The sequence below is a fragment of the Bacillus sp. V3B genome (genome assembly GCF_024494465.1).
Classification (GTDB): Bacteria; Bacillota; Bacilli; order Bacillales; family Cytobacillaceae; genus Bacillus_BD.
The window spans coordinates 241,128-263,401 of sequence record NZ_JAETXM010000004.1 but is presented as its reverse complement, the minus strand read 5'-3'; the positions used below and the strand labels follow the sequence as shown (position 1 = coordinate 263,401).

The 22,274-nt window shown below is 34.1% G+C and carries 21 protein-coding genes and 2 pseudogenes; 9 read left to right on the top strand and 14 right to left on the bottom strand.

The window, feature by feature from the left end; genetic code table 11:
* Positions 1–509: 509 nt before the first annotated feature.
* The 3 genes from JMM81_RS08315 to JMM81_RS08305 form a co-directional block, all read right to left on the bottom strand.
* On the bottom strand, positions 510–1,643 hold the full coding sequence (locus JMM81_RS08315) for an MGDG synthase family glycosyltransferase (RefSeq protein WP_256241092.1): 1,134 nt from the start codon (positions 1,641–1,643) through the stop codon (positions 510–512).
* 831 nt (positions 1,644–2,474) lie between these two features.
* Positions 2,475–3,362, bottom strand: coding sequence for a diacylglycerol/lipid kinase family protein (locus tag JMM81_RS08310; RefSeq protein ID WP_256241090.1), 888 nt, complete (start codon positions 3,360–3,362; stop codon positions 2,475–2,477).
* A 75-nt stretch (positions 3,363–3,437) separates the two neighbouring features.
* Positions 3,438–4,343 (bottom strand): YegS/Rv2252/BmrU family lipid kinase, encoded by a 906-nt coding sequence (locus JMM81_RS08305; protein ID WP_256241089.1) that lies wholly within the window; start codon positions 4,341–4,343, stop codon positions 3,438–3,440.
* Between the two features lie 186 nt (positions 4,344–4,529).
* Here JMM81_RS08305 and JMM81_RS08300 point away from each other — a divergent pair, with 186 nt between their 5' ends.
* The 5 genes from JMM81_RS08300 to JMM81_RS08280 all read left to right on the top strand — a co-directional run bounded on the left by JMM81_RS08300 (position 4,530) and on the right by JMM81_RS08280 (position 9,472).
* Entirely contained in the window at positions 4,530–5,753 is a 1,224-nt protein-coding gene (locus tag JMM81_RS08300) for a zinc-dependent alcohol dehydrogenase (RefSeq protein ID WP_256241088.1), read from the top strand.
* 31 nt (positions 5,754–5,784) lie between these two features.
* Positions 5,785–6,873 (top strand): class II aldolase/adducin family protein, encoded by a 1,089-nt coding sequence (locus tag JMM81_RS08295; RefSeq protein WP_256241087.1) that lies wholly within the window; start codon positions 5,785–5,787, stop codon positions 6,871–6,873.
* 83 nt (positions 6,874–6,956) lie between these two features.
* Positions 6,957–7,775 (top strand): prolipoprotein diacylglyceryl transferase, encoded by an 819-nt coding sequence (gene lgt, locus JMM81_RS08290; protein WP_256241086.1) that lies wholly within the window; start codon positions 6,957–6,959, stop codon positions 7,773–7,775.
* A 583-nt stretch (positions 7,776–8,358) separates the two neighbouring features.
* Positions 8,359–8,526 (top strand): metal-sensing transcriptional repressor, encoded by a 168-nt coding sequence (locus JMM81_RS22900; RefSeq protein ID WP_309143484.1) that lies wholly within the window; start codon positions 8,359–8,361, stop codon positions 8,524–8,526.
* Positions 8,527–8,581: 55 nt separating this feature from the next.
* Positions 8,582–9,472, top strand: a complete 891-nt coding sequence (locus JMM81_RS08280; RefSeq protein WP_256241103.1) for an acyl-ACP desaturase — start codon at positions 8,582–8,584, stop codon at positions 9,470–9,472.
* Positions 9,473–9,537: 65 nt separating this feature from the next.
* Here the strand turns inward: JMM81_RS08280 and JMM81_RS08275 are convergent.
* Together JMM81_RS08275 and JMM81_RS08270 are read right to left on the bottom strand one after the other, a co-directional pair.
* A pseudogene (locus tag JMM81_RS08275) lies at positions 9,538–10,143 on the bottom strand (transposase); the annotation flags it as partial.
* Positions 10,144–10,283: 140 nt separating this feature from the next.
* On the bottom strand, positions 10,284–10,844 hold the full coding sequence (locus JMM81_RS08270; protein WP_256241084.1) for a YkoP family protein: 561 nt from the start codon (positions 10,842–10,844) through the stop codon (positions 10,284–10,286).
* Between the two features lie 219 nt (positions 10,845–11,063).
* Between JMM81_RS08270 and JMM81_RS08265 the strand changes: the two genes are divergently transcribed.
* Positions 11,064–11,795 carry an endonuclease/exonuclease/phosphatase family protein gene (locus JMM81_RS08265; protein WP_256241083.1) on the top strand — a complete coding sequence of 244 codons (732 nt, stop codon included), beginning with the start codon at positions 11,064–11,066 and terminating at the stop codon, positions 11,793–11,795.
* Between the two features lie 177 nt (positions 11,796–11,972).
* On the opposite strand, the pseudogene JMM81_RS08260 reads toward JMM81_RS08265, so the two are convergent.
* A pseudogene (locus JMM81_RS08260) lies at positions 11,973–12,230 on the bottom strand (alkaline phosphatase family protein); the annotation flags it as partial.
* Positions 12,223–12,489 (bottom strand): hypothetical protein, encoded by a 267-nt coding sequence (locus JMM81_RS08255; protein WP_256241082.1) that lies wholly within the window; start codon positions 12,487–12,489, stop codon positions 12,223–12,225. The pseudogene JMM81_RS08260 and the gene JMM81_RS08255, both read right to left, overlap by 8 nt.
* 232 nt (positions 12,490–12,721) lie before the next feature.
* Here JMM81_RS08255 and JMM81_RS08250 point away from each other — a divergent pair, with 232 nt between their 5' ends.
* Positions 12,722–13,435 carry an ABC transporter ATP-binding protein gene (locus JMM81_RS08250; RefSeq protein WP_256241081.1) on the top strand — a complete coding sequence of 238 codons (714 nt, stop codon included), beginning with the start codon at positions 12,722–12,724 and terminating at the stop codon, positions 13,433–13,435.
* Positions 13,428–14,600, top strand: coding sequence for an ABC transporter permease (locus JMM81_RS08245; protein WP_256241080.1), 1,173 nt, complete (start codon positions 13,428–13,430; stop codon positions 14,598–14,600). Before JMM81_RS08250 ends, JMM81_RS08245 begins: the two co-directional genes overlap by 8 nt.
* An 89-nt stretch (positions 14,601–14,689) precedes the next feature.
* On the opposite strand, the gene JMM81_RS08240 is transcribed toward JMM81_RS08245, so the two are convergent.
* From JMM81_RS08240 to JMM81_RS08230, 3 genes are all read right to left on the bottom strand, one after another.
* On the bottom strand, positions 14,690–15,445 hold the full coding sequence (locus JMM81_RS08240; protein WP_256241079.1) for an NRDE family protein: 756 nt from the start codon (positions 15,443–15,445) through the stop codon (positions 14,690–14,692).
* A gap of 64 nt (positions 15,446–15,509) precedes the next feature.
* On the bottom strand, positions 15,510–15,881 hold the full coding sequence (locus tag JMM81_RS08235) for a replication termination protein (protein ID WP_256241078.1): 372 nt from the start codon (positions 15,879–15,881) through the stop codon (positions 15,510–15,512).
* A gap of 256 nt (positions 15,882–16,137) precedes the next feature.
* A complete protein-coding gene (locus JMM81_RS08230) occupies positions 16,138–16,734 on the bottom strand; it encodes a cell wall hydrolase (protein ID WP_375162358.1) in 597 nt (198 codons plus the stop codon).
* 431 nt (positions 16,735–17,165) lie between these two features.
* Between JMM81_RS08230 and JMM81_RS08225 the strand changes: the two genes are divergently transcribed.
* Entirely contained in the window at positions 17,166–18,815 is a 1,650-nt protein-coding gene (locus JMM81_RS08225) for a Na/Pi cotransporter family protein (protein WP_256241077.1), read from the top strand.
* A 90-nt stretch (positions 18,816–18,905) separates the two neighbouring features.
* On the opposite strand, the gene JMM81_RS08220 is transcribed toward JMM81_RS08225, so the two are convergent.
* The 4 genes from JMM81_RS08220 to JMM81_RS08205 all read right to left on the bottom strand — a co-directional run bounded on the left by JMM81_RS08220 (position 18,906) and on the right by JMM81_RS08205 (position 21,952).
* Positions 18,906–19,625, bottom strand: coding sequence for a YebC/PmpR family DNA-binding transcriptional regulator (locus tag JMM81_RS08220; protein WP_256241076.1), 720 nt, complete (start codon positions 19,623–19,625; stop codon positions 18,906–18,908).
* Positions 19,626–19,968: 343 nt separating this feature from the next.
* Positions 19,969–20,448: an aromatic-ring-hydroxylating dioxygenase subunit beta gene (locus JMM81_RS08215; RefSeq protein ID WP_256241075.1), complete on the bottom strand. Its 480-nt coding sequence runs from the start codon at positions 20,446–20,448 to the stop codon at positions 19,969–19,971.
* Complete coding sequence (locus JMM81_RS08210) at positions 20,445–21,746, bottom strand: aromatic ring-hydroxylating oxygenase subunit alpha (RefSeq protein WP_256241074.1); 1,302 nt, start codon at positions 21,744–21,746, stop codon at positions 20,445–20,447. The genes JMM81_RS08215 and JMM81_RS08210 overlap by 4 nt, the downstream gene beginning before the upstream one ends.
* Before the next feature lie 62 nt (positions 21,747–21,808).
* Positions 21,809–21,952 (bottom strand): hypothetical protein, encoded by a 144-nt coding sequence (locus JMM81_RS08205; RefSeq protein WP_256241073.1) that lies wholly within the window; start codon positions 21,950–21,952, stop codon positions 21,809–21,811.
* Between the last annotated feature and the right edge of the window lie 322 nt (positions 21,953–22,274).

Below are 22,274 nucleotides of genomic sequence, written 5' to 3'. Positions count from 1 at the left end.
TTTATTATCTAGGCGTTTTTTCGATATTTAGTATGTCTTATGGAATTAAAACTAGCCATTAGTCATATTTGATTATTATTGTTGTTGTTGAAATTGCTGGAATTGTTGCAGTTGCTGCTGTGCTTGCTGAATAGCTTGAGGATTAGCTTGTTGTGTCATTTGTTTGAAGAGACTGTTGAGCTTGTTGAATTACTTGCTGTGCCTGTTGTACTGCTTGTTGCGCTTGTTGATTTTGTTGCATAGTTTAAATTCCTCCTAATAATGTTAATGGAAATACTCGTTTAGTATGCCAACATTAGATGAAATAATATATTACAAAAAATGATAAAACCGCTAACTCATAAGTGTCACAGCATTTTATACATGTAAATGATTTGAAGCTCTACCAAACTTTTTAACAATTAACATATAAGCTAGACAATTAAAGTCAGCAATTCTCCTTTACCTGCTTTTTATTTTTAATCCCGACTGACCACAATCAACAATCCCACGGGTAATTAATCGTGGGATTATTGATTTGTTGTTACTTCCTTTTTGTAGTTTACACACTTACTTATTTCACTAATGATTTCTTTGGCAGCATAAGGCTTTTGAATTTTTTTGATGTTCTGTACCATCGCTTCATAATAACAATCATTAAACAAAATGTGTTCTAATATTATAGGAATTTCTTCGCGAATTTCAGCTTTTACAGCCGCCCCATAATTCATTAAATACTGGGCATTTTGTTCTTCATGACCTGGTACTGGTTGATATATTAGAATCGGCGTTTCACAAGCTAATGACTCTGCCATTGTTAATCCACCTGCCTTAGATATAATAACATCACTGGCTCTTAAATAATCGGTAAACCTATTTGTAAAACCAGTATTAACTATCTCGTGCTTACTTTCCAGTTGTTCAATTTTTGCTCTTGCTTTCTTATTATGACCAGTTATACAGACAAGTTGAACCTTGTCTTCTATAGCATTTAAAGTTTTTAATACCTTCGTGAATTTTGTTAATCCGATCGCACCACCTGCGATTAATATAGTTTTTTTCTCCGGGTCTAACTGTAATTCATACTTTACCTTCCATTTTGGTTTCTTTAAAGATGGTATAGAACGAATTGGGATGCCAGTTGAGTAGAACTTTGATATTGGTATATTATATAAAGTTGCAAAATAATCCAAATGATCTGAAGCTGTAAAATATCCATCTACTTCGTTTCGAATATAGGCTGGATGCATAACAAAGTCAGTAATTGCAGTATATAACGGAATATCTAAGTTTTTTTTTCTCTTCAATTTTGACAATATAGCTGTCGAAAAAGGATGCACTGAAATTAACGACTTACATTTATGTTTTTGAACAATTGAGTACAGACGTTCCGTGAAAAATGTTCCAAATTGGTCCATTAACATGAACCAAGGATGCTCTTCTGTATGCTGATATAATTTTCCCCAAACAATCGGACTGAACTTTAAAATTTGTAAATAACTTTCTAAAACTATTTTGTGAAACGCCGGACTAATTAACTTGAATGTATCGATGATTTCACATGTATACCCGTTTCTCTCAAACTCTTCTTGTAGTGCTTTGGCTGCTTGATTATGTCCATTACCAATAGAAGCAGAAAAAATTAATGTATGACAATTAATCAATATTTTCCCCTCGCTTTCTAAGTAATGAATAATTAATAAGCTATAATCAACGGATAATCAGCCATTTAATTTTCTATAAAGTATAGTATTAGGATATTGTTTGAGAAAAATTCTATAAAAGAAGAATACCTTTTCAAGTTTTGTTCATTTTCTATAGAAAGGTGGACAGATACATAGAAACAATTTACTTTAAAATGCTTTTCATCGATACCGTTGTCTATGATTGGTCGAAGTCATAGTCCGTTAAAAACTGAACTAGAAAAACAAGAGGTTGCTATTGAGATTATCTTTCTTGTTCAAGTGGATTCTACGGACAATTCCTTACCTATTTCCATAAGAAAGGATGACCTTTTCCAAGCTATTTACGTCCTAAATCATTTTGGAGAAGATATTAGTCCAAATCTGTTTCAGCCTAATTTTAAATGTATAAACAGTAAGTGTACTGTTCATATTAAAAAAAATTATTACTTTAGGGGTGATAAGAATGATTAGGAGATTTTATCTTACATTGGAACTTTTAATTTTCCCTTTATTATTTAAATGAGCAGTTAATGATACAAACGAAGCACGTAACAGTAACGAAAATAACAATATTTGTGATGTTCAGTATGATCTAAATCAAGAAAGGAGTTTTTCATACATATCATGATTGAAATTATAAAAAGGATTATTGGAATAATAAACCAAATGATCGTGGCATTAGTTGAATTTGATTATGACGAGGCTTTAGAAGAAATGAAAAAAAATAAGTAAGCGTTTAAACATGAAAACCCCCTTATTTCAACCGAAACTATGAAATAAGGGTTCTTCGTCATTTTGGTTTATTATTTTTTAAAAAACATATAATGAACATGATTTAATTCCAATTCGTGCAGGAGTTCGACCAATCACTTCCCCATCCCCATGAATCATCAGTGGAATTGGGGAATAAATTTCTATTTCTTTTCCCCTTATTATTTTAATAGAAGGGGATGATGTATGATTTCCTTTAAAAACTAATGGAAATATACGTAAAAATTCCCACTTAGTCATTCCTTGAATAATACATATATCAAATAAACCATCATTGCTTTCGGCCTTTGGACAAATTGCAAGTCCTCCACCGTAAAAGGGTAAATTGGCCACGGCGATTAGCCACACCTTTTGAAATTTGTATAGCTCTTTATCAATCATTATAGAGATATCCGTTGGTTTGTATTGGAATAACACCCTTATTGCACTAATAATGTATGAGATATGCCCCATCCGGATGAAATTAAGTAATTTTTTATATATTGCAGCATTCGTCACATGAGCTACTTCCCCGTCAAATCCTATTCCTGCCACCGTACAAAAGTATGTGGAGTTTACAAATCCAATATCGATGATTTTTGTTTTACCGTTTAATATACGTTCTAACGCTTTATCATGTTTTAATGGTATACCTAGTCCTCTTGAAAAATCATTTCCTGAGCCAGCAGGAATAATTCCTAAAGGTGTATTCGTACCCACTAATCCATTAATCACTTCATGGATGGTCCCATCGCCACCTACCGCAACAATTACAGTCCCTTTTTCCTTGCTGATAAGTTCTTGAACTAATAAAGTGGCGTGTTTTGGTTTTTGTGTAAAATGAACACAGTAATAAACGTTTTTTTCTTGAAGCTTTTTTTCAATTTGATACCAAATTTTAAGAGCTCTGCCATTACCCGAAACTTTATTAACAATAAAACAATACAAACATCTCACCTATTCATAAATTTTTAACAATATAGCCAATTTTACTTGTAAATATACAAGCATCATAAGGCGTTCTTAGTTGGAAGTCGAACTAAAAACATGAAGATGCTGGGGCAATACGTTAAAATGCAGGCTTTTTACATATGCTTTATCGCCATCCAGATTGAGAGCGATGGACTCTGGAATCGTAAAACAACCCGATTTTATTTTAGTATGATGGATTATTGATGGATTGTCAGTGATGTTGAGCATTATTGCAAGTAATGAAAAAAACAACTGTAATCGATTGGTTTTTTTACAGGTGAGTAGATGAAAATAACCATCATTATGTTTAGTATCCTTAAAAAGTTGCTCAAAAGGACCAACTGCGTTTCCGTTCATGATTAAAAATAAAGAGAGATCTGAAATTACTTCATTTGGGGAGAGATCAACAGAAATAGTATCCGATTGTTTCGTCAAAAAAAGTGTTTTAAGAAAATAAAGGCCATAGGCCCATTCACCAAAAAAGGATTTTAGAGAAGGAGAGGTTTTATAGGTAATATCTGATAACCAGCCCCCTGCTGCTATGTTCGAGAAGTATCGGTCACCAATTTTTCCGATGGCAATAGGTTTTGTATTACCTCTTTCAATAATTGATAGATTTTCAATTATATTACAAGTCATACCTATATATTTTGAAAATTCATTACTCGTTCCAAATGGAAATACCCCTACAGTTGGTCTATATTCTTCCTCAGCTAAAAATTGAAGTGCTTGGTTGACTGTGCCATCACCACCGGCAATAAAGATTGCATCCCATCTGTTTTGACATGCTCTTTTAATAGGGTTATCAATGTTATTGAACATCCTTTCTTGATGAACCGTTACTTGGTAACCGATTTCTGAAAGTTTTTTCAATAATATCGGAAGGGCTTTATGAGATCCCCTTTTTCCAGAGAACGGGTTATAAACCATTAATGCCTGTTTGTTTATTGTGTTCATAGTCAAATCCTCCGATCCGCAAGACCTTAAACATTATAACCACAATACTATTTTTCTCATTTTTACTTCAAAATACGTTTCTTATTTCAGGAAAATAATTTCCATATTTATCAATAAAATGAATAGAAGGGAAATTTTTAGGGAAAATTATTATTTGAAATCGTTGAAGAAACTAGGTGATATGTGTTGAAAGCTTTGCAATTCGATTACAAAATACCCAACTATATCTTCAGTAAAATAATCGGAAATTTTATTCCTTCTGTTTATTGGAATTCTCGGCTATCCTGTTTGCGATTTCACGAACAATCGGAGCCGGAGCTTCCGAATGAAAACTGGGTTAAAGTAAAGGTAAAATATGGCGGTATTTGTGGTAGTGATCTTAATCTTCTTTTTTTAAATGATAGTCCTGCTACTTCACCATTTGTTTCGTTTCCATTCACAATCGGCCATGAAATCGTAGGGGAAATTGCAGAAGTAGGTTCACAAGTTACTGAATTAAATCAGGGAGATCGAGTTGTTATAGACCCGATTTTGTCGTGTGTATCGAGAGGTATAGAACATCCTTGTCCCGCATGCCTTAAGGGTAACTTTAGTTTGTGTATATATAAAACTGAAGGAGACCTGTCACCAGGTTTGTTAATAGGAGCTTGTCGTGACACAGGTGGAGGATGGAGTTCGTATATTGTGGCTCACAAAAGCCAAGCATTTAAACTCCCAGTAGATGTGAATGATTTTAACGGAGTGATGGTAGAGCCTTTTAGCTGCGCTTTACATAGTGTTTTAAGAAATCCACCAAGTAAAAACGACACTGTTTTAGTCATAGGAGGAGGAGTGATTGGAATATGTGTCATTGCGGCTATTCGAGCACTGGAAATCCCGTGTAGAATTGTTGCGTTGGTGAAACATCAATTTCAAGTTGAGTTAGCGTCCAATTATGGGGCGAACAATATAACCCAGCTTAGAAAACAAACTTATGTCGGTGACCTAACAAAAACTCTTAAAGGACAGGTATTAAAGCCTCTTTTTGGTCGTGAGGTAATACAAGGAGGTGCAGATATTGTTTTTGAATGTGTTGGAAGAAAACAGAGTATCAATGATGCACTTCGATTTTCTAAAAACGGTGGAAAAGTTGTTCTGTTAGGTCTCGCCGGCATAATGGACGGAATTGATTGGACGACAGTTTGGCTTAATGAGTTAGATGTCAAAGGAAGCTTTGCTTATAGTACGGAGGTGTTTCAAGGAAAAAGCACACGAACGTTTGACATAGCAATTGAATTAATGCGTGCTGGAAAAGTCGATCTATCACCATTGGTTACTCACCGATTTCCAATAGAAGATTACCGAAATGCTCTTGGTACTGCTTCAAATAAAAAAAATCGTTCAGCAATCAAAGTGGTTTTTGAACCATAACAATTTGATAGAAATTAGGAGGAAGACAAAAATGAAGAACTTTACAATAACAGGTGGCGAAAAAACTCCTTTTATCACATGGTATACGGAAGGATTAAAGGAAAAATTTTCAACTGAAGGATACGAGTTTTGTGAAGAACCAATTGATGATATTAGAATTGTATTTAATGTGATCGAACAAGAAAAACCACGTCCTTTTCGTAGAAAGGCACAGGCGACTTTTGTCGTATCTATACTAGAGAAGAATGAAGAACCGGAGAATATATTTGAAGCTGCTTATCCATATCTAATTAGATCTTTAGCGAACCATTTAATTTTCATCGTACACAATAAAGAAAAAACAGATGTTTATTTTATTACTCCTGAACAAGGATTTTACAAATTAAGTTATCAAAGTGAAGAAAAAGAAGACTTTTTCCAAAAGATTTATGAAAGATTGGAACCAGTCGCTTCGGCTCAATTAGTCATTGACAATGATTTTGTGGATAATTTGGATGAAAATTTATGGAATGGTAACGATATCACACAAAAAATGTACGTATCAGGCAAAAAATTAGATGAAATGAATTTATTACCTGCACCCTTTCCACTTGAAAAATATTTGTCATCTCGTGATATGCGTCAGTTAAAAAAATTATACGGGGTAGGCGGTCTTAGCTATGGGAATCTAAGCAGCCGACACGATGATAAAAGCTTTTGGATGAGTGCTAGCGGTGTCAACAAAGCTAATATGCGAGTAATTGGCCAAGATATTTTATATATCAATGGGTTTAATTCGAAAAAAAATGCGATGGAAATAAGTGTTCCTCCTCGTATTTCTCCAAATAGAGCATCGGTCGATGCGATTGAACATTGGATGATTTATAAAGAACATCCAAAAGTGGGGGCAATTGTTCATATTCATGCATGGATGGATGGTGTAAAAGCAACGGAAATTAACTACCCTTGCGGTACGATTCAATTGGCGGAAACTGTAGCAGATCTAGTACGAAATGCCGATGATCCATCTAGGGCAATCATTGGACTTAGGAATCACGGTCTAACAATTACAGGTCGTGATTTAGGTGATATCTTTGAACGTATTGAAGGGAAAGTCATCTCTCAAGTGCCAAGTGCATAAAAAGGTGTGATTTAGAACTAACACATTAAATTGGAATATTATGTTTAAAGAATATTATGGTGTGAAAAACGAGGAGTGAGAATATGGAAACTACGATTGAACCGGTCGACAGGGTTGCGATCAGTCTCGGTCCGTTCCAAATTTACTGGTACGGTGTAATTATCATTTCCGGCGCCTTAATTGGCCTGTGGCTCGCCATGCGTGAAAGCGAGCGACGTTTTCTGCCAAAAGATACCTTTCTTGATCTCGTCTTTTTTGCGATTCCGATTTCTATCATATTTGCACGCGCTTATTACGTGATTTTTAAATGGGAATATTATTCCGGACATCCCAATAAAATTATTGCTATCTGGGAAGGCGGACTAGCCATGCACGGTGTACTAATCGGTGCTGTATTGACAATAATAGTGTTTGCGAAGGTACGAGAAATTTCGTTCTGGAAACTTACTGATATTTTAGCACCAAGCCTGATTCTGGGTCAGGCAATTGGGCGCTGGGGAAATTTTATCAATCAGGAAGCTCACGGGGGACCCGTACCGCGGGAATTTCTTGAAAATCTGTATTTACCAGATTTTATCATTAACCAGATGTACATAGAAGGGACGTATTATCATCCAACGTTTTTATACGAGTCTCTTTGGAATTTTAGCGGATTTATCGTGTTGATGTCCCTCCGACGTGCAAATTTAAGGCGCGGTGAGTTGTTTTTGACATACATCATCTACTACTCATTCGGGCGTTTCTTTATCGAAGGAATGAGAACGGATAGCTTAATGCTTACGGAATATTTGCGAATAGCGCAAGTCATTTCCGTCCTATTAATTTTTGTGTCAATCCTTATAATCTGGTACCGCCGAGAAAAAGGATATGCAGATATCCGCTATTTAGATAATGGCATATGATAGAAATAAGGGATTGATTGATATGAGAGACTAGTTGTTGTTTTATATTATTTAGAAATACATTCCAATAAGCATCTGCCTAGGCTGGGTAAACCAAATATTTATTCATATCTATTAATAATCCCTGTTGCTTATTGGAGTGCCGCTAACTTTTTGCGGTTATCTTAACTCGTACATAGAAAACCTTTGTTTATCAATGGCTTATTCATTGTTATGTAAACAACGTATTCGTCTTGACAATGAGCCTCGCGGCATCGGATTCTAACCTCGTTGACCGACACCTGAGAAGAGGTCGGTTACCTAGTAAGGTTATCCTCCGATGCCTTCTTATTGTAAAGACATCGCTACGCTGAATACGTTGTTTACAGAGTTAAGATATCATGTCTACAAAGTAGATTTTACAATGGTTTTCTTTACTTTGCATACTATGGAATAGTATATTTTACGCTAGTTAAGATAAAATAAATTTTGTACGTTAAGCCGATTTCTTGTACGTTAAGGAATCGATTTTTTTAATTTGTTTTGTTACACTAGCGCTACCCGTTAGTTATAATGAACGAAACGGCTCCATCGCTTAACGTAGATTCCACTTGATCATAATGTTACTAACCAAATAAGAAACCACAATCATAACCATAAATGTTGGAAAAATGTTATCAATCGTCTGGCTAGAATTGAGGGGCATATAAGAGGTGTAAAACAAATGTCTATCGAGGAACGTGATTGCCAGAAACTGATTTATTTTAACTAATCACCTTATTTTTATTTAGTTTATTTTAAATGAATTAAATACAGGAGGTAATATGTTGTTAACAAATGACTTAGATTTTAGGTTAGAACCCAAAATAAAAGAAATGTATGAAGAACATAAAAAGCGAGCAGAAAAAATTGATTGGGGTTACCATGACTTCTTGCCTTGGGATAAAGCAACAGATTTCCGGCGGGTTCCATGGGATGAAAGTCAAGTCACACTTCCTAACTCCGTTGTTACTGCGGTTGAAACAGCCCTTTTAACCGAAGTCAATCTCCCTTGGTTTACTTCTCACCTGGATCAGACTTTTAAAGGTTCTTTATCTATTATTCATGATTTTGTCCATACTTGGACGGCGGAAGAAGACCAACATTCTAATTTACTGGAAACTTATCTCTTAATCACACGTAATGTAGATCCGAAACGTATTCGACAACTGCATAAACAAACCGTAGAGAATGGCTGGAGTCCAGACTTCCATACACCTTTTGAAACAATGGCCTATACTTCTTTGCAAGAGCTGGCTACCTTGGTATTTTATAATAATGTAGCGAAAGTAGCTGGTCAGCATGATAAGGATTTAGCTACACTCCTTCGCCGTTTAGCAAAAGATGAAACCTTGCATTATGCATTTTATCGAGATGTCATTAAATTTCATCTTCAATTAGAACCTAATTATTGTTATCATTTGGGGCATGTTATCATGAACTTCCAAATGCCTGGTACTGTTATGCCTGATTTTGAAGATCGTATGTCTATTATTGCCAAAGAGGCAAACTATGGCCCATTAGAATATTTTGATCAAGTTCTTGATGTGATTGTCGATTATTGGGAACTAGAAAAGTTAAGACCAATTGCACCAGAAGCAGAAAAAGCAAGATTAGAAATTTTAAGATATCACGCTCGGATGAAAAAAATCAGAGACCGTTTCTATAGGACTAAGTAACACAAAACAAATTATAGTTAATATGGGGTCCTGCCGCATGCCCATCAAGCTAAAAACGTAAATGACTAGGCACGATATATGATACTTGTTTCAAAACTAGCGAGTGATGGAAAAGTAGATATGTCAAAGATGGTCATCTTCTTATACCGATGACATTTACGTCCATTCTTTTTGAGCACTTGATAGAGGCAATGGAGAATCTTTACGAGTTCATGTGTACCACTAGACATAGCCTCAAATAGCAACGGAAAAGAGTTCTTAATCATATAAATTGCCTTGAGTTCACTCAGTTCTTGCTTCTTCCTTTATAGTAGGAGCTGCCGCATGTGAAACATGGTGGAAGAACATAGAAGAATGCCGATGAGTTGCCCGTATAAGTGGCATTCTAGGCGTTCTTTTTGGATCGTTTTACAGGCATTAATTTCAAAGAATGATTTCCATGTTTTAAACAAAATTTCAATTTGCCAACGTAGGGAATACAGAGCGTGTACATAATCAGTTGATACTACTCCGGGTGGTGTGTTCATAATGTACACATTCATACCCATCAAATGCTTGCTTTTGTCCTTCATGACAATGCCTTTCTTCTTCTCACGCACAGCTTGATTTTTCAGACGTGTTTGCGTTTGATCGTCTGTTAAACGATGAATGATAACACGTGTCGGAAGCCGTCCTGAAATCACTCTTCATGAGTTAACATTGGTTGCTGCCGATAGAGAAGCATTTAAAGCAATTTAACGAAAAAGCTGTTAACTTTTAACAGCTTTTTCTCTTGTATTAAAGACAGAAACCTTCGAAGGTGATAGCTTACTTAATGTCTGTACATATTTGATAATTTCTTTGTAGACATCAATAAATATTTTGGCTGTTGATGATTAAGAATATGTCTGATAGAAGCATTTTGACTAGAGAGAATCCCTATTGGCAAAAAAGATAACTGTTTAAACCACTTGTAAATGGGATGGGATATGTAAAAAACCTCAAAACCAAGCCGTTCACATCCTTTATTCAACAGGGTAATACCTATAATTCCTTTAATTTCTTGTGAATGGCTACAATTCCGAATGTAAATTTCAATGCCTGGTAGTGACTTTTGAACATAGTGGTAAATAATTTTCGCTTTTTTTATTTCACTCTTTATGTCTTTTAGTTCTTTCGATAGTCTGACATTGTGAAGGTGAATTTTTATTAAAATATCGTTTTTGTTTATTTCTGTCCCGTCTGAAAGGACAATATTCCGCCCTTTATATTTTGTAAATCTAATCCGGAAAATATTACCTTTTATTTCTTCGCAGGGAAGGTATTTTAAGCGTGTGAAAAAATAGTATAAGGGATCGACTAAACTCCAAAATGAAAGAACATAACCTTTCATGATGTTTGCACTCCTTTTCTTCTCCTTTTTATTTTTAATCGTAATGGCACATATTATTTATGGGAAATTTGACTAAGGATTATCTAATATGCATCGTATAAAATACATACAACTTTTTAAAAAAAGGAACAATAATAATAATAAACAATCAAACAAAGATTAACCACAAAGCTACTTAAGAATTACTTTATTGAGAATAAATTTTTAGGAGAGAATATTTTGGAGATCAAGATAATGACCTTTAACATTCATCATGCCAGAGGAATGGATAAACAAGTAGATCTAGACAGAATTGCTGAAATTATTAGTAATTGCGATGCTGATATCATTGGTCTTAATGAAGTCGATAAACATTATTCCAGACGGAGTCTCTACGAAGATCAAATCGGTTGGCTTGCAAAACAATTAAATATGGAGCATGCTTTTAGCCCGTCTATTTCTATAAAATCTAAAAATTCATCAAAGATGCAGGAATATGGAAATGCGCTTTTGTCTCGATATCCGATTGTAACAAAAAAAAGCTATTCTTTTAACTATATATCCGGACTAACAGAAGGAAGGTCATTGCTTGAAGCAACCATACAAATAAACAAACAGTTATTTCAAACCATGGTCACTCATTTAAGTCTTAATCCCTTCCTTCAAAGAAAGCAAACAAATTATATCTTAAATCAGATTCATAAGTATTCACACCCAATTATTATCATGGGAGATTGGAATATGAAACCTAAATCAAAAGGATGGAGAAAATTAACCCATAATTTTCAAGACGCTTGGTATACTGTCGGAAAAGGTGCAGGTTATACTTATCCTTCACTTCGTCCTAGAACAAGGTTAGATTACATATTTGTCAGTCAAAATCTTAAGGTTGTTGACGCAAAAGTTATAATAAAAATGCCAAAAGTCTCTGATCATTTGCCATTAACAGCAAACCTTTTTTATAAAATTTAGGCTGCGTTAATGATTATCGCCTGAAAAAAAGCCTTTGGTGTACGCAACCATTGAATAATTTAATGGTTGCGTACACCAAAGGCTTTTAAAGCGTAAACACTATTGTTTAACAAAGCCAAAATTTAAAAGGCTTTTTCATTAATCGAGAAAGCCTTTTTGTAAAAGTATTTTTTCGGCTTACCTTATCAAAGATAAAATCCATTCTTTTAAATTTACCATTCTTAAATATGAAGGTGTTGAATGTGTGCCTGTTACGATCAAGGGGACTAAAGAATCTTGTTTGTGCAATCCTCCATGGCTAGCCCCTCCTACATGAGTAGGCGAACCTTTGCCAATAAATTCATAACCAGGTTTAGCACTGACTATAATAAAATTCCCAAAATGTGAATGTAAGCTGCTATGTATTCTTGCTAATGCATCTGGGTAGTCACCGTAAACAAAATGTATTTTTCCCCTCACTATTTTTCTTGATACCCCAGTTTAGTTGGATCGGTACATCCGTCTGTAATGTTTCTAAGCTGGCATCTAATTGATCTAATATGGTTTTTTCGTAAATAGTCTTTTGATCTTCTCGCTCTTGTTTTTCCTTTTGAAAGGCTTCTTGTTCAACCTTGGATTTACGACCACGCTTTTTAGGTTCCGATTTTGGCTTTTTTTCTTGTGGAGTGGCTCGATCTCGTTTTACACATCTCATTTAATTTATCAATTTATTCCAATTACTACCTGATAATTTTGCGTTTTGACCCCTTGTATTATGAGCGCGAAAACATCATGAGTACGCTATTAATCGCTACTCACTTGTTGAATAATATTAGAATGTTTTCGATTAAAGTGATCAAGGAATTATATACCATTTAATAATAGTTTATTTGAATTATGAAACTTTTCTACATATTCCTCGTATTAAAATAATGGGGGAATCTAACATGTCACTTATTTCAATACATATAGAGAAGGCTGGTTATGAAGTTGAAAAATCCATGATTCACGATATACAGTTTTCCATACATAAAGGTGAATTAATTGGACTAATTGGAGCTAATGGGGCTGGAAAAAGTACGACGATTAAAAGTGCTCTTGGATTGATTCCATTTTTAAAAGGAGATATTACTTTTAAAAAAAATATAACGACTTCGTATCTTCCTGAACGACCTATTTTTTATGATGAATTAACATTTCAAGAGCATATCCATTTTATTGCTGATGTTGAGCAGTTATCTGACGAAATCGTCTTTAATCGTGTGACACCATTATTAGAACAATTTAACATGACAAAACATATTCATGAATTGCCTGTGACCTATTCAAAAGGAATGCAACAGAAAGCAATGATTATATTAGCTTTAATGACTAAGCCTGATCTTCTGATTATTGATGAACCATTTATCGGTTTAGATCCAATTGCAACTAAGCTACTATTGGATATCATTAGGCAAGAAAGAAATCGTGGAGTAGGGATTTTGATGTGTACCCATGTACTAGATACAGCCGAAAAAATCTGTGATCAATATGTGTTAATTAACGAAGGTCAACAAATTGCTTATGGTACTTTAGCGGATTTTCGCATATCATGTCATTTACAACAAGGTTCATTGTTTGAATGCTATCACCATTTTATTAAGGCTGATAACAATGAATAGTTTCGAAATATTTTTCGATCGTGTGAAACGAGATTATTTATTTCAGTATAAAATCATTAAAACGGTTTTCGATTGGACTGTTTTATTATATTTAGTTATTCCTACTCTAATTATTACATTTTTCATTTACCGTTCTTGGTGGTTAGAACTACCTGAATGGAGTGAATACCTTTCACTTCCCTTATTAGCAATTCTTGCTTATTTTGTATCTTCGACAGATAGTTACCGAACATTTGTAAAAGAAGCAGACGGAATCTTTTTACTCAAACACAAGAAAAAATTTACCAATCTGAAGAAGTCGATATTTGTTTATTCACTAGGTAAATCAGCTTTAAAGATTATTGTATTTACTACAATTGTATCCCCTTTTTTCTTATTTCAATTTTCATTAAACATAGGGGAAATTTTATGTTTCATGCTATTTTACATTGGATTCTCCTATTTCATTAGTGCGATAAAAATGATTATTCGATCACAGTTTCAAGGTTGGCAAGAAAAAGTATTTTTATGGACGACTTTATTTGCTCTATTTCTATGTAATGTAATGACCTTTTCAAATTTTGTTACTGTACCGCTTTATTCTATTAGTATCGCTATATTATTTTTAGGCATTTCACTTTGCATATTTATACCAAGGATTCATTCAACAAAATATTTTCAAAAAGAAGTGTCCGAAGAAAACAAGCAACGATTACGTTATATCAACTTAATAGCAGGTGCATCACCAAATATAGAAAAACCAAAAATTTTTCAAAGAAAAAAACCCTTTTTGTTTCGACAATCAACAAGAATCTTTAAAAGAAATTTAGCTTATAACGGATTCCTTGAATTATTTTTTAAAATTATTTTGCGCAATTTCACCTATTTGAGTGGATACTTTAGGCTATTAGGAGTTACTGGAGTTGCACTGGTTGCAGTACCCCCTATTTATTTAAAGTTGATTATTTTAATAGGATTCTCATTCTTTATTTGGATTTGGGTTGCAAATTTATGGGATAAGGTCATTCTATCTAACCCAATAGGCAAACACTATAGTAACTATGATTCTTTTTTTCGTGCTCGAAAGAAGGCTGGCTTGCTCCTTTCGCTTCCTTCAATTGGGATTTTAGTGTTTATAGTGATCGTTCAATTTTTTATTACAGCTTTCTTAGCTACCTTATTTTAAAAGATTCGGAGTTAGCCTCATTGACCGAGTGAATAATAGTACTGCTCGGTCTTACTAATTTTAGCCTTTATTATTTATATATGATGCTCTTAATATCGAATCATATATTCCTGATCGTTTATGCCATCTTTTGAGAATACTCGTTCCACATATTGTATTTCTTGATCTGTCATGAATAATATTGTTGAGCTTCTTGTTCCATAATCCTCACTTTTGATGAACAGTGATGAAAGCCTTCTTTCCCAGTCTAATGAAACTCCTGTGTTTGGAAGAAGATGGTCTGGAGCAGGATCTGCATTTTGGAGCAGTGTTAAAAGTTTTTCCACTAAATTCTCCTCGTTATCGATTAGTATTTTAGACAAACCTTTCTTTCCCTTTTCTACCTTTGGCCATTCCGTATTTAATAAATGGTTGCTTACACCATAAATGCCTGGCCCTAGATTTTGTAACGTATTTTCTATATTTGAATAATAATATAGATTATTTACATCTCCTGCCAATAAATTATAGCCTGGGAAAAGATTTCTATTACTTATCAGAGTTTGCATGTACTGTTTTACATCACCTTTATAGTTTAGAGCTTCCGATACTAATTCTCCACGTGACCGTTTTCCTTCTGTTAACTCTGCTGGATTTCGGTAATTAGTCAACGCGGAGAATCGTCCATCAGTTGTAATTCCCATCCACGTGCCCATTTTCTCTAAATCACGACCTGCGAGTATTTCGGGGTGATCCCTCCAATAATGTACAGGAGCAGTGGACCTTTGATAAAATTCATCACGATTTGCAGCAACAATCAGTGTATATTTCGGATGTTTTTTATAGGCGAATAGAATTAAACACATGGATTTCACAACCTTATTAAGTAAGTTTGACTTGCCTTGTTTCCTTATCAAAAAAGACAACAAACTACATGTAGTTATCTTCGAGTGCTTTTCTGAGTAATTGTGAGGATCGATCTATATCTACTTTTACCATCTTTTTATAGGTCTTTGCTTTTTCTTTATCTTTAATGGAATAGATGGCAATCTCTTGATACTTTGATCCTTCTTTAATAACTTTCCCTCTTGTTAATACATCGTCTTCTAATAAATCATGTAATGCCCGGTATATTTCTGAATGTTGCGGTTCAAAACCAAATGGTTTAAATTCTTTTCTTATTTCATCTAATAGCTGTAATCCATACCATCTACCATTTTCAATATTCGTAATGATATACAATTTCAAAAATGCGCGTTGTTTAATTAGAAATCCTGTACTCTCCCGTTTTCTTTTGCTCATTTTTAAATACACCGCCCACTAATTGACTTTTCTGAATTTATTATACCATATTGTGTTAATAACACATAGGAATATATATTCGTCCGTATATTTAATTATTTATTAGTCGCTTATCGAGTAGAATATTATGGTTTTACTCAATTTATTGGTCGAGAATTTTATAGTTAATAATGTGTATTTAGCACAATGAGCTGTTATTTTTTTGTTTCGATAAAAAGGGTTCGGAATGAAACCATTCCGAACCCTTTTTAATCTATTATTTTGCAAATACATGATTGCCAATCGTTACAGTTACTTCACGTGAAAAAATCCATTTACTGCTAGCTGTTTTGGGATTATAGAAATAAATGGAACCATTGCCTTGTCCTCTATACGCCAAAGCTTCATTAACTGCCTTTTTTGATTCTACATCTGCAGCTTGATTGATTGCTCCATTTTGAACAGGAGTGAAGGCATAATATCCAGCATCAATTTGATAGATTACACCTTTAATAGTATTTGGGAAATCAGGATGACTCAACCGATTAAGAATGACTGTCGCAACAGCTACTTTCCCCGCATATGACTCACCCTTTGCTTCTGCAGAAACTAAGCGTGCCATAAGATCCTTATCTGCCGCTGAAATATCAGAGTTTGGAATGACTAATTTTTGTCCAACATATAGTAGATTACTTGTTTGATTATTAACTGTTTTTAAAGCTTGTACTGACACACCATACTGGTTCCCTATTTTCCAAAAGCTTTCACCAGAGTTTACCGTATGGGAAACGCTCGCTGCTTCAGTTGAAGAGTTGAATGAGAATAATGAGATAGATGTAATAATCGCTAAAGCTGTCATTTTAAATTTTTTCATAACTTCCTCCTAGTAATCTGTTTTTTGTCTCTACTACTAGGCTATCAGCTGTAACATTCTAATTCACTCTCCAAAAGATGGTAATAGAATAAAAGAATAAATGAAACTATGATAGTAAACCATTAACCTAACATATAGGAAATATTTCCAAATATTTAATTTTACTAAAATAAACCTTATCTTGAAAAATTAACTTATAATATGACAACTCATTTCAAAATAACTTCATTTGTTTCAGTAATATAGACATAACAATGTTTCATATGTGAAATTAGTCCTTTGAAATTTTGTTATAGAAAAAAATACTGCTAGTTAAATACTAATAAATTGTAAATTTAATTGTTTTTTGTTTACTTTAAATTTACTTTTCTTCATAATTTAATTACGCTTGTAGTTTTTTGTCGAACAATGGAATCCTAGGGGTTGAAAATGTGGAAATAAATGTTCAACAGGTAATTTTCGAACTATTGGGAGGTCTAGGAATCTTCTTATATGGAATTAGAACAACGGAGGTTGGACTTCAAAGATTTGCTGGGAATAAATTAAAGGATATTCTTGATCGGTTTACAACAAACCCTTATATAGGGGTATTAGCAGGTATTTTCGTTACCGGTCTTATTCAAAGTAGTACAGCTACTACTGTCATTACAGTCGGTCTTGTAAGTGCGGGTTTTATGACACTCCGTCAGGCAATTGGAGTTATTATGGGGGCAAACATTGGAACAATCGTAACATCCTTTATTATTGGAATAGATGTAGGTGAGTACGCATTACTTATTATTGCTGTTGGTGCGGGTTTAGCTTTTTTCTTCAAAAATAAAACAGTGTATGAGGTTGGGAAAATCATTTTCGGTCTTGGGTCACTTTTCTATGGTTTAGACTTAATGACCAGTGGTATCATACCGATTAGCACAATTGAAATCTATCAGACATTAACTGTCAATTTAAGTTCAATACCGTTATTAGGTGTATTGATCGGTATAGTGTCGACTGCCCTTATCCATAGTTCAAGTGCAACTATCGGAATTTTGCAAGGTCTTTATGCTACGAATATTATTAGTCTAGAAGCAGCTGTACCAATATTATTGGGTGATAATATTGGTACAACAATTACAGCCGTTTTAGTTTCCATAGGTACATCCATTGCTGCAAAGAGAGCGGCAGCAGCACATATGTTAATAAATGTAATCGGCATGGTCATTTTTATGATCGTCTTAAAACCATTTGTTGATCTTATTCTATGGATTCAATCTATAATGCATTTAAATTCTGAAATGACGATTGCATTTGCACATATCATCTTTAATGTAACAAGTGCTCTTATTCTACTTCCTTTTATAGATGTATTAATTTTCATGGTTACAAGACTAATTCCAGGAAAAGACTCTATCTTGAAGTATAAAGCTTTGCAACTTGATCCTATTTTTATTGAACAGGCTCCTGCTATTGCACTTGGACAAGCAAAAGATATAATCGTACATATGGGGAAATTCAGCATAAAAGGACTTGAAGAATCTCTGGAGTTTATCAAAACAAATCAGCAAAAATATGCTGATCGTGCCACTCAAATGGAAGATACACTAGATAGTCTAGATCATAAAATAACAGACTATCTTATCGCCCTATCATCTAGTTCTCTTTCAGAATATGAATCAGAAGAACAAAATAAGTTAATGAAAACTGTAACGGATATCGAACGAATTGGAGATCATTTTGAAAATATTATTGAGCTTACGGAATATCAGATTTTGATGCAGGTAAACATGACTGAATCTGCTATAACTCATTTACATGAAATATTCCATTTAACAATTTCAAATGTGAAATATGCCATAACAACACTGGACCAAAATGATAAAGATTTGGCAAAAAAAGTGATTGAAAACGAAATTTTGATTGATAAAATGGAACGTCAACTTCGGAAGGAGCATATTTTACGTTTAACTGTAGGAGAATGTACGCCCCAGGCAGGTATAATTTATATTGATATGATTAGCAACCTTGAAAGAATTGCTGATCATGCTGCCAATATAGCAAATTCAGTATTAGGAGAACAATATTCTTTTAAAGAATTCTCCTAGTTTAATATACTCTTAACAGACATTTGAAAATGGTAATCATAATAAGAAAAAAGCAGACTTTTTGTATTTAACAAAAAGTCTGCTTTTTTCTTACTCACCTAAATCTACATTATGATATACTTGCTGAACATCTTCTAACTCTTCTATTACATCAATCATTTTCTCAAATTGCGCTTGCGCATCTTCTGAAAGTGTTACATCATTTTGTGCAAGCATCGTTAGTTCTGCCACTGTGAATTCAGTGATCCCAACATTTTTGAATGCTTCTTGTACAGCATGAAACTGATCTGGTTCCGCATAAACAATAACTGCTTCATCTTCATCTAGAATGTCACGCACGTCAACATCTGCTTCCATTAATATTTCAAGTACTTCATCGGCACTTTTACCTTCAAGACCGATAACAGCCGTTGCATCAAACATATAGGCTACAGACCCGCTTACTCCCATATTACCACCATTTTTACCAAATGCCGCACGTACATCTGATGCAGTACGATTTACATTATTTGTTAGTGCATCCACAATAACCATTGATCCATTTGGTCCGAAGCCTTCATAACGTAGTTCAACATAGTTTTCATCTGAACTACCTTTTGCCTTTTCAATCGCACGGTCAATAATATGTCTAGGTACATTGTACGTTTTTGCACGTTCAAGTACAAATTTTAAAGCCTGATTTGATTCGGGATTTGGATCACCTTTCTTTGCTGCTACATAAATCTCTACTCCGAATTTCGCATAGATCCGACTCGTATTGGCATCCTTTGACGCTTTTTTTTCTTTAATATTGTTCCATTTACGGCCCATAAAGTCTCACTCACTTTCAAATTTGAATCTATATAAAAATAGTTGTACAAAACAAGCTCTCTCTTCAACCCTTTTTCACCCTAATGATTAGGAGTTTGATTCTATTATCTATTGCTGAAAAATGATAATAATTGAAGATCATGACTTATTCACAGAATACATTATACCGAATTGATTAATTGGTTAAAAGTCTTATCAGAAAAAAGTCACAAACAGTAATCACATGCGTATCGGTTTTCTTTACCATGGATCTTTCTACTAGAATCGAAAAAACGCTTGGAGGATTAAGAATCCCAAGCGTTTTTTCGATATTTTGCGTGTTATTCACCTAATCAAATTATTTTTATAAAAGGATACTTACTTTTCCTTGTGGACGTAAAGCTTCCAATTTAAGAATAACTTTCTTAGACTTAATTTTTAATTCGCCGTTTTCTTTCACGAATTCATATTCGTTGACACCTACGTAAGTATCAAGGAAATCACGTTTTGCACGATAAGCTGTGAAATTACATCTTACAGCTACAACATCGTCTTCATTATTAACGATTCTTACATTACTCACATTATGAACAGTAGCTGAATGTGGAAATTCAACATGTGCTTCTTTTTTCAATAAACGTAAAGCTCTTTGTTCTAAACGTGCACGATCATCATGAACTAAAAACAATGACTTTTTAAAATCTGCATCAGGACTTCCGATTGGAGGAATCACATAAGTTCCATCTGTTGAAAATAAATCTGCCCATTCTTGCATTTTCCATGTATCAAGTAATTCTGCCTCTTGGTATAAAAACTCTTCAACTTCTTGACGTGTTATGTTCACACTGTAACCCTCCCAGCATTTTCTTTTTGAGCTTCTTCATTTGTAATGAGTTTATTCCACTGACGCCAGAATGCACGCATTTGCGCTTCATCAGTCGCTTGAGGTACTTCTCTGTTCATCCCTTTAGAAATATCATTCCATCCAGCTTCTTTGTTATTTAAGAAACCTTCTTGACATAGTTCAAGAGCTTCATTGTCATCTGGAGTTGCGAAACCAGATGGTCCTAAGAATTCTAAGAAGCTATCATTTCTTACTTCTCTAAAAGTATCAGTTTCCGCTTTTGCTGCTAAAGCATAACCAGTAACTTCGATATAACCTGGTTCAACTGGATAGAATGTTCTGATTGTAATCGCCATAATATCGTTAATGATTAAGTTAGGGAAGATCCAGATATTACGATTCTTTTTAGCGATTCTGTGTGCTCTTTCCTTACCAAATCTTTCTTCTAATCTTTCAATATTCTTTTCAATGATTCCTTTAGCTTCTTCTCCGTAACCTTCGATCCATTTTCCTACTGGTCTAGGCCAAGCAGAGTAGTATTCCATAACAGCATGACCATTACCTAAATCTTTCCCTTCACCTACAAGACTATCTTTTTCCATTGTTCCACCACGAGTAGCAACAATATCAAAATAAGTTTTGTGTGTTGGTACTCCATGATATAAGTCAACACTATTTTCACCTAAAAGTTTCCAGTTTGCGCGCACACTGTATTCTTGTGGATCTGTTAAAACTTCCATGCCTAATTCTGGATCTTCTGCTGCGCAAGCTTGGTCTGCAACTAAATCAAGATATTCTTTTGCATTCCCTAAGTAATCAGCTAAAGAAACAGCCTCATCATCGAAATTAACAAAGAAGAAACCACGGTAGCTTTCAAGACGCTGTACTCCTGCAAGGTTTTTATCGCCATCACAGTTATGATCATTCGGGAAACCAGCTTTATCCGGCATTCCAACTAATTCACCTTGGTTGTTAAAGCTCCATGCATGATAGAAACAACGGAATACTTTTGAGTTTCCACATTTTTCACGAGTAATTAATGCTCCACGGTGTGGACAGCTGTTATAGAAAGCTCTGATTTCGCCATCTTGGCTGCGAGTAAAGATTAAGTTACGTCCACCAACTTTTCTTCTGTGGAAATCACCTTTATTGTTTAATTCGGATTCATGCCCGATATACAGCCAACATTTACTAAAAATAGCGTCTCTTTCTGTTTCTAAAATGTCTTGATCAATAAAAGCTTTACGATTGACCTTAAATGATAATTTCTCTTGGTCTTCTTTAATATATTTCCCCATTGATGTCCCTCCTAGAATTTTTAAATTGATATATAAATAATCTCGAAGTTCAAGATTATTTTTCATTGCATTGCACTTCCGCCATTCACACTAATCACTTGTTCAGTAATAAATGTTGCTTTGTCAGAAGCTAAAGACACTACAGCATCTTTATGATTTAAAAATAATTCCGCCACTTGTACACGCTTACAATTGCAATCCAACAATTAATGAGTCTTTTCACTGGTGCCACTTTGAGTTATTATTAACTAGATGAATGAAATCGATTTGTGCGCAAGCTACATTTTTTTAAATCATGCATTCGGAACTTAACTCTATTAGAGAGTATCATAGATTTTCCATACTCAGCAATAAAGTTATTGTACCAAAATTTAAATATGTAGTTTGCAGTTAAAAAGAAAAAGTGAAATTTTCTTTCAATTGACTATACTCAAATTATAAGTCTAAATTTCAGAAAAATCCAATTGAAAAAATCTTCTATTTTTCGACATTATCCAATATTTTATTTATAATATGCATATATTGTTA

What these genes read in the sequence shown, in the direction of transcription:
- JMM81_RS08240 (WP_256241079.1), bottom strand. Translation starts at nt 15,445, where the DNA reads ATGTGTTTAATTCTATTCGCCTATAAAAAACATCCGAAATATACACTG.
- JMM81_RS08245 (WP_256241080.1), top strand. Translation starts at nt 13,428, where the DNA reads ATGAATAGTTTCGAAATATTTTTCGATCGTGTGAAACGAGATTATTTA.
- JMM81_RS08210 (WP_256241074.1), bottom strand. Translation starts at nt 21,746, where the DNA reads ATGGGGAAATATATTAAAGAAGACCAAGAGAAATTATCATTTAAGGTC.
- JMM81_RS08270 (WP_256241084.1), bottom strand. Translation starts at nt 10,844, where the DNA reads ATGAAAGGTTATGTTCTTTCATTTTGGAGTTTAGTCGATCCCTTATAC.
- JMM81_RS08235 (WP_256241078.1), bottom strand. Translation starts at nt 15,881, where the DNA reads ATGAGCAAAAGAAAACGGGAGAGTACAGGATTTCTAATTAAACAACGC.
- JMM81_RS08230 (WP_375162358.1), bottom strand. Translation starts at nt 16,734, where the DNA reads ATGAAAAAATTTAAAATGACAGCTTTAGCGATTATTACATCTATCTCA.
- JMM81_RS08295 (WP_256241087.1), top strand. Translation starts at nt 5,785, where the DNA reads ATGAAGAACTTTACAATAACAGGTGGCGAAAAAACTCCTTTTATCACA.
- JMM81_RS08220 (WP_256241076.1), bottom strand. Translation starts at nt 19,625, where the DNA reads ATGGGCCGTAAATGGAACAATATTAAAGAAAAAAAAGCGTCAAAGGAT.
- JMM81_RS08250 (WP_256241081.1), top strand. Translation starts at nt 12,722, where the DNA reads ATGTCACTTATTTCAATACATATAGAGAAGGCTGGTTATGAAGTTGAA.
- JMM81_RS08255 (WP_256241082.1), bottom strand. Translation starts at nt 12,489, where the DNA reads ATGAGATGTGTAAAACGAGATCGAGCCACTCCACAAGAAAAAAAGCCA.
- lgt (WP_256241086.1), top strand. Translation starts at nt 6,957, where the DNA reads ATGGAAACTACGATTGAACCGGTCGACAGGGTTGCGATCAGTCTCGGT.
- JMM81_RS08305 (WP_256241089.1), bottom strand. Translation starts at nt 4,343, where the DNA reads ATGAACACAATAAACAAACAGGCATTAATGGTTTATAACCCGTTCTCT.